5 protein-coding genes and 1 pseudogene are annotated in these 4,667 nt (G+C 51.3%); all 6 read right to left on the bottom strand.

From position 1 onward, the window contains the following. Nucleotides 1-12: 12 nt before the first annotated feature. The 6 genes and pseudogenes from HV345_RS26135 to HV345_RS26110 all read right to left on the bottom strand — a co-directional run bounded on the left by HV345_RS26135 (nucleotide 13) and on the right by HV345_RS26110 (nucleotide 4,627). Nucleotides 13-174, bottom strand: a complete 162-nt coding sequence (locus HV345_RS26135; RefSeq protein WP_154393737.1) for a hypothetical protein — start codon at nucleotides 172-174, stop codon at nucleotides 13-15. A gap of 131 nt (nucleotides 175-305) precedes the next feature. Then, entirely contained in the window at nucleotides 306-521 is a 216-nt protein-coding gene (locus tag HV345_RS26130; RefSeq protein ID WP_015589619.1) for an MbeD family mobilization/exclusion protein, read from the bottom strand. Nucleotides 522-524: 3 nt separating this feature from the next. After that, entirely contained in the window at nucleotides 525-1,010 is a 486-nt protein-coding gene (locus tag HV345_RS26125; RefSeq protein ID WP_045326458.1) for an MbeB family mobilization protein, read from the bottom strand. A 34-nt stretch (nucleotides 1,011-1,044) separates the two neighbouring features. Next, nucleotides 1,045-1,479, bottom strand: a pseudogene (locus tag HV345_RS26625) (relaxase/mobilization nuclease domain-containing protein); the annotation flags it as partial. 208 nt (nucleotides 1,480-1,687) lie between these two features. After that, on the bottom strand, nucleotides 1,688-2,011 hold the full coding sequence (locus HV345_RS26115; RefSeq protein WP_007772081.1) for a MobC family plasmid mobilization relaxosome protein: 324 nt from the start codon (nucleotides 2,009-2,011) through the stop codon (nucleotides 1,688-1,690). 1,059 nt (nucleotides 2,012-3,070) lie between these two features. Continuing rightward, entirely contained in the window at nucleotides 3,071-4,627 is a 1,557-nt protein-coding gene (locus HV345_RS26110; protein WP_045326453.1) for a sensor domain-containing diguanylate cyclase, read from the bottom strand. Between the last annotated feature and the right edge of the window lie 40 nt (nucleotides 4,628-4,667).

Below are 4,667 nucleotides of genomic sequence, written 5' to 3'. Positions count from 1 at the left end.
TAACATCCCTTATCAGCACCGCCCCGGACGGGTTCGGAACAAATGCGGCGTCAGCCCGGTAAAACCGGCAGCAAACTCTCCGCTAAACCGCGCATTCTGCGCCAGATAAATTTCACCCGGCTGCATGGCTATGCAGTCGGGTGAATGGCTCCGGCTTTCAGCGCAGATGTCCACCGAAAGCCCCGTTTTATCAGGTTATCACAGTGAAGGGCTGTTATACGTCCGCTGTCGCTGAGATCGCTCCAGCTCCAGCGCTTTCTGATGCTGCACCACGCGCTCCTGCTCCCGGTGCAGCTCGACGGCATTCAGTCGCTCGACAACCGGCGCAGCTGCTCGCTCAAACTCTGCACCTGCCTGCTCAAGCCCGTGACGCGCTCGCTCAGCGCTGCGTTCTCCCGTTGCATAAGACCAGACATCGTCCGCCATTCCGCGAAGGCGCTCTCCCACTCGTCCAGCCTTTTCGAGTAGTCCTGCTGTAGCTGCTCTAATGCGCTCAGCAACTGTTTTTCCAGCTCCGTCATGTGCTATTTCCCCGCCAGTATCATCCAGCTCGAATCCTCTCCGAACCGTCCCGCTTCCGGGTTCACCTTCACGCAGCGGCGTCTCTGCTCGCCGCAGGTCGAGAGCTGCACGCCGCTGTTCCTCTCTGACAGCATGGCCTGCGTGCTCTTCTGCTCCCGGATGGTCGTGTAGTTGTCGAGTATCTGCTGCCCCTGCCACCACAGAATGCCCGCGCTCGAGGCGATCAGCAGCGCGGAGACCAGGACGATGGTCAGCCACGTCTGGCTGACCATGCGCACCATGCCTTTCGTGCGCTGGCTCATGGCTGAGGACAGTTTCCGGTCGTGGTCGAGGATGGCGGCGCTGATTCTCTTCGCGCTTTCGTTCAGTTCCGCTTTTACAGATTTCTCGTGCTCGCTGAATGCGGCTTTCAGCATCTCGCCGGTACTCTGCTGCTGCGCTTTCGATTTCTGCTCTAAGTCCTTCGCCAGCGTTAAAAGACTGTTCATAAATGGCTCCCTTCAGTCGGATGTTTCGCCCCCCGTCCGGGTCGGCAATGCTGATACTGCTTTTTGTGGTGCGGACCACCTCAAAACCTGCGCTTTCCAGCGCCTCAGTGACATCCTGACGGGTTTTCAGCTCCCCGGATGAGGCAAGAGCAAGCAGACCGCGTGTAATCGCTTCTGCAGCCTCCTGCTTCGCTTTAGGCAGTGCAGACGGTGTGACCAGTGCCCGCCGGTTCTCCGGTGCGTTCGGGTCGTGCAGCCCCAGTCTGCCGTTCACGATGGTCTGCCAGGCATCGATGCGTGGACGGTCGGCGCGATCGTAATACGGCTGGAGCCGTCTGCCGGTCAGCAGCTCCGTGTTCGGGATCAGAAAATTCAGCTCAAGCCGCCCCTTGTCACGATGCTCCACCCACAGGATGCTGTACTGGTCTTTATCAAGTCCGGGCATCAGAACCCGCTCAAAGCTTGCCATCAGCTTTTCCCGCTGGCCGGAGGGTAAATCCGCTTCCGCAAACGACAGTACCCCGGAGGTGTATTTCTTAACGTAAGGCGACGCGTCAATCAGCTCCCGGACTTCTTCCGGCTTCCCCTGCAGGACGGTGGCGCCTTCACGCTGCCGGTCTTTACCCAGCAGATAGTCCACCGGCCCGGCGCCACCGCCGCGACCGCGTGGATGAAATTTAACGATCATCGTCCGTTCCTTTCTCAAGAACGGCGTGCCGCAGCCGCTCAAGTCCGGCATCGATGGCCATCAGCGCCGCAACAATCTGCACCCTGTCATGGCCGGTACCGCCGCCGGCGTTAACACGGCGGGCTATCTGGTTCAGGTTATTGCCCATGCCGGCAAGCTGGCGCAGCAGCGCCGGCGAGATTGAGGGAAGCTTTCCGGAACGTGCCGGCTTTTCGTCCAGGCAGGTCTGCCGCATCCACGCTGCCAGCTGCCTGCCGTCGCAGCGCTCAAGCAGCCGCCGGTGCTCGTCCTCCGTCACCCACATGGTGAGCATCTTGTTCCGTTTCTCTGACAAACCGGCCTCCTGATAACGCCGGGACGGGCGGGAAAGCCTTTCCCGGTCGGCGCGGGGTTGGACAAGCCGCAGGCGCGTCAGGCTTTTGGCGGGTTTCGGGGCGCAGCCCTGAACCAGTCACGTAGCGCTAGCGGAGTGTATACTGGCTTACTATGTTGGCACGGATGCGAGTGTCAGTGAAATGCTTCATGTGGCAGGAGAAAAATGCAGCAGCGGAGCGTCAGCAGAATATGTGATACAAGATATATTCCGCTTCCTCGCTCACTGACTCGCTGCGCTCGGTCGTTCGGCTGCGGCGAGCGGTACCGGCTTACAGGCGGGGCGGAAATTTCCTGGGAGATGCCAGGAAGAAGCTTAACAGGGAAGCGATAAGGCCACGGCGAAGCCGTTTTTCCATAGGCTCCGCCCCCCTGACAAGCATCACGAAATCTGACGCTCAAATCAGTGGTGGCGAAACCCGACAGGACTATAAAGATACCAGGCGTTTCCCCCTGGTGGCTCCCTCGTGCGCTCTCCTGTTCCTGCCTTTCGGTTTACCGGTGTCAATCCGCTGTTATGGCCGCGTTTATCTCATTCCACGCCTGACACTCGGTTCCGGGAAGGCAGTTCGCTCCAAGCTGGACTGTATGCACGAACCCCCCGTTCAGCCCGACTACCACGTTGTCCCGGTAACTATCATCTTGAGTCCAACCCGGAACAGACACGAAAAATCGCCAGTGGCGGTAGCCATTAGTAAGAGGATTCACGGAGCGGAGTAGTAGAGTGTTCTACAGAGTTCTTGAAGTGGTGGCCTGACTGCGGCTACACTGGAAGGACAGTTTTGGTACCTGCGCTCCGTGAAAGCCAGTTACCTTCGGAAGAAAGAGTTGGTAGCTCTTGATTCCGGCAAACGAACCACCGTTGGTAGCGGTGGTTTTTTTGTTTGCAGGGCATGAGATTACGACGACATCGAAGGGATAACAAGAGGATCCGCTTCTTGAACCCCCCTCCCCACAAAAAAAAACGGCACACTAGCGCGTAAAGCGTCATCAAAAAAACTCAAATAGCGCTATATACAATCACTTTATTACGCCCCTCTCTCTTAGCTTGATAAAGAGCATCGTCAGCATTTTTCAGCAAAAAATCGATCCCACCAAGAGGATCATCTTGTGTTGCCACACCAGCAGATACGGTGACACGCAAGTTATTAGGGAAAACAGTACGTTCAATAACACTCCTAATACGCTCCGCAACACACTCCGCTGTTACCACAGATGTATTCGGCAGAAAAACAACAAACTCTTCTCCACCAAACCGACAAATAATATCTTCACTACGGCAACAAGACTTAATAATCTGAGCCAAAGAAACAAGCACCTCATCTCCGACCCCATGCCCGAAACTATCATTTATTTTTTTAAAAAAATCAACATCAATAGCAATAACTGAAGCTCCTGCCCCATACTTGTTATTCTGTATTTTAGTTGAAAACCCCAATCTATTGTTCACGCCGGTAAGGGGATCTTTAAGCGCCACCTCATTTAAAGAATCAACCCTTTCCATCATTACCTTAACATGCGTAAAAAGTGCCTTTTTAAGTCGATCAGCTTCGGCATACCAAGCATTGATAGCTTTAATATAAACTAACGAAGCCCCTATATCTTTAGCATTGGTAGATATAGCAAGCTTTTCTAAAGGAAGTGAAATACGGGAGGCAATGAAATATGAAAGAAGTGAAAATGTAATAATTATTACAATTAGCAGAACAAGTACACTTTTAGCATAAGTAATAAGAATAGTAGTCGCGCTGTCAGCATGGCTATAAACCAACACATTCCAAGCAGTATTTTTCATATGAGCATAACCCAGAAGATATCTATTCCCCGAAAAAAAAAATTCCCCCTCACCTCTATCAGACTCCGTTAACTTTGATTTCAAATCATCAGACATAACCATGGGCCGACCAACAGCACTGTTATCGTTATTAAAGATCACAGTTCCATCATCACTAACAATGCTAATTTCAGTGTCGCTCTTGAAAAAATGCCTGCTCAAAACATCGCTAAATAAACTATGTTTTTTTAGATATATAGACCCACCGACATGCCCTATGTAATTGCCATTCTTATCATAAATAGGATGTGACAACAAAATAATCAAATTCCCAGTAACTGATTTGAACGGTGAAGATATGAATGGTTTCTTTTCCTCAATCGCCAATTTGCTGGCACTTGAATTCAAGCGGGTACCAACTAAATCAAGAGATTCTGGCGAAGTCGCCAGAACAACAGCATCATTACTAACAACAAAAACTGAATTAAACATACCAGACTGCAATCTTAACCTATCCGCCTCATCTTTAAGTGAGTCAATATCATTAGTTGATTTTATTTTTTTTGCTCCATATGCTAATTCACCTTGAGCCATTTCAATATAACCACTCATTACATCTGACATTTTCATAGCGTACGATGAATTAGCATCAAGCAAATCTTTTTCTATATTTTCGCGCTGAAAAACCATAATAACGGCAATCAGAAAAATAGAAGTTAACAAAATCCCACCAACGGACAAGGTTATGACTATCGGACGAAGGTGAGGCTTTTTAATTCTCATAAAAATACACTCCATATAATAAAAAATGCCGCATTTACCA

The sequence above is a fragment of the Citrobacter sp. RHBSTW-00986 genome (assembly GCF_013783065.1).
In the GTDB taxonomy this organism is placed as follows: domain Bacteria; phylum Pseudomonadota; class Gammaproteobacteria; order Enterobacterales; family Enterobacteriaceae; genus Citrobacter; species Citrobacter braakii.
Note: the sequence above shows the minus strand (reverse complement) of the source record. Positions and strands in the feature narration are given on the sequence as shown.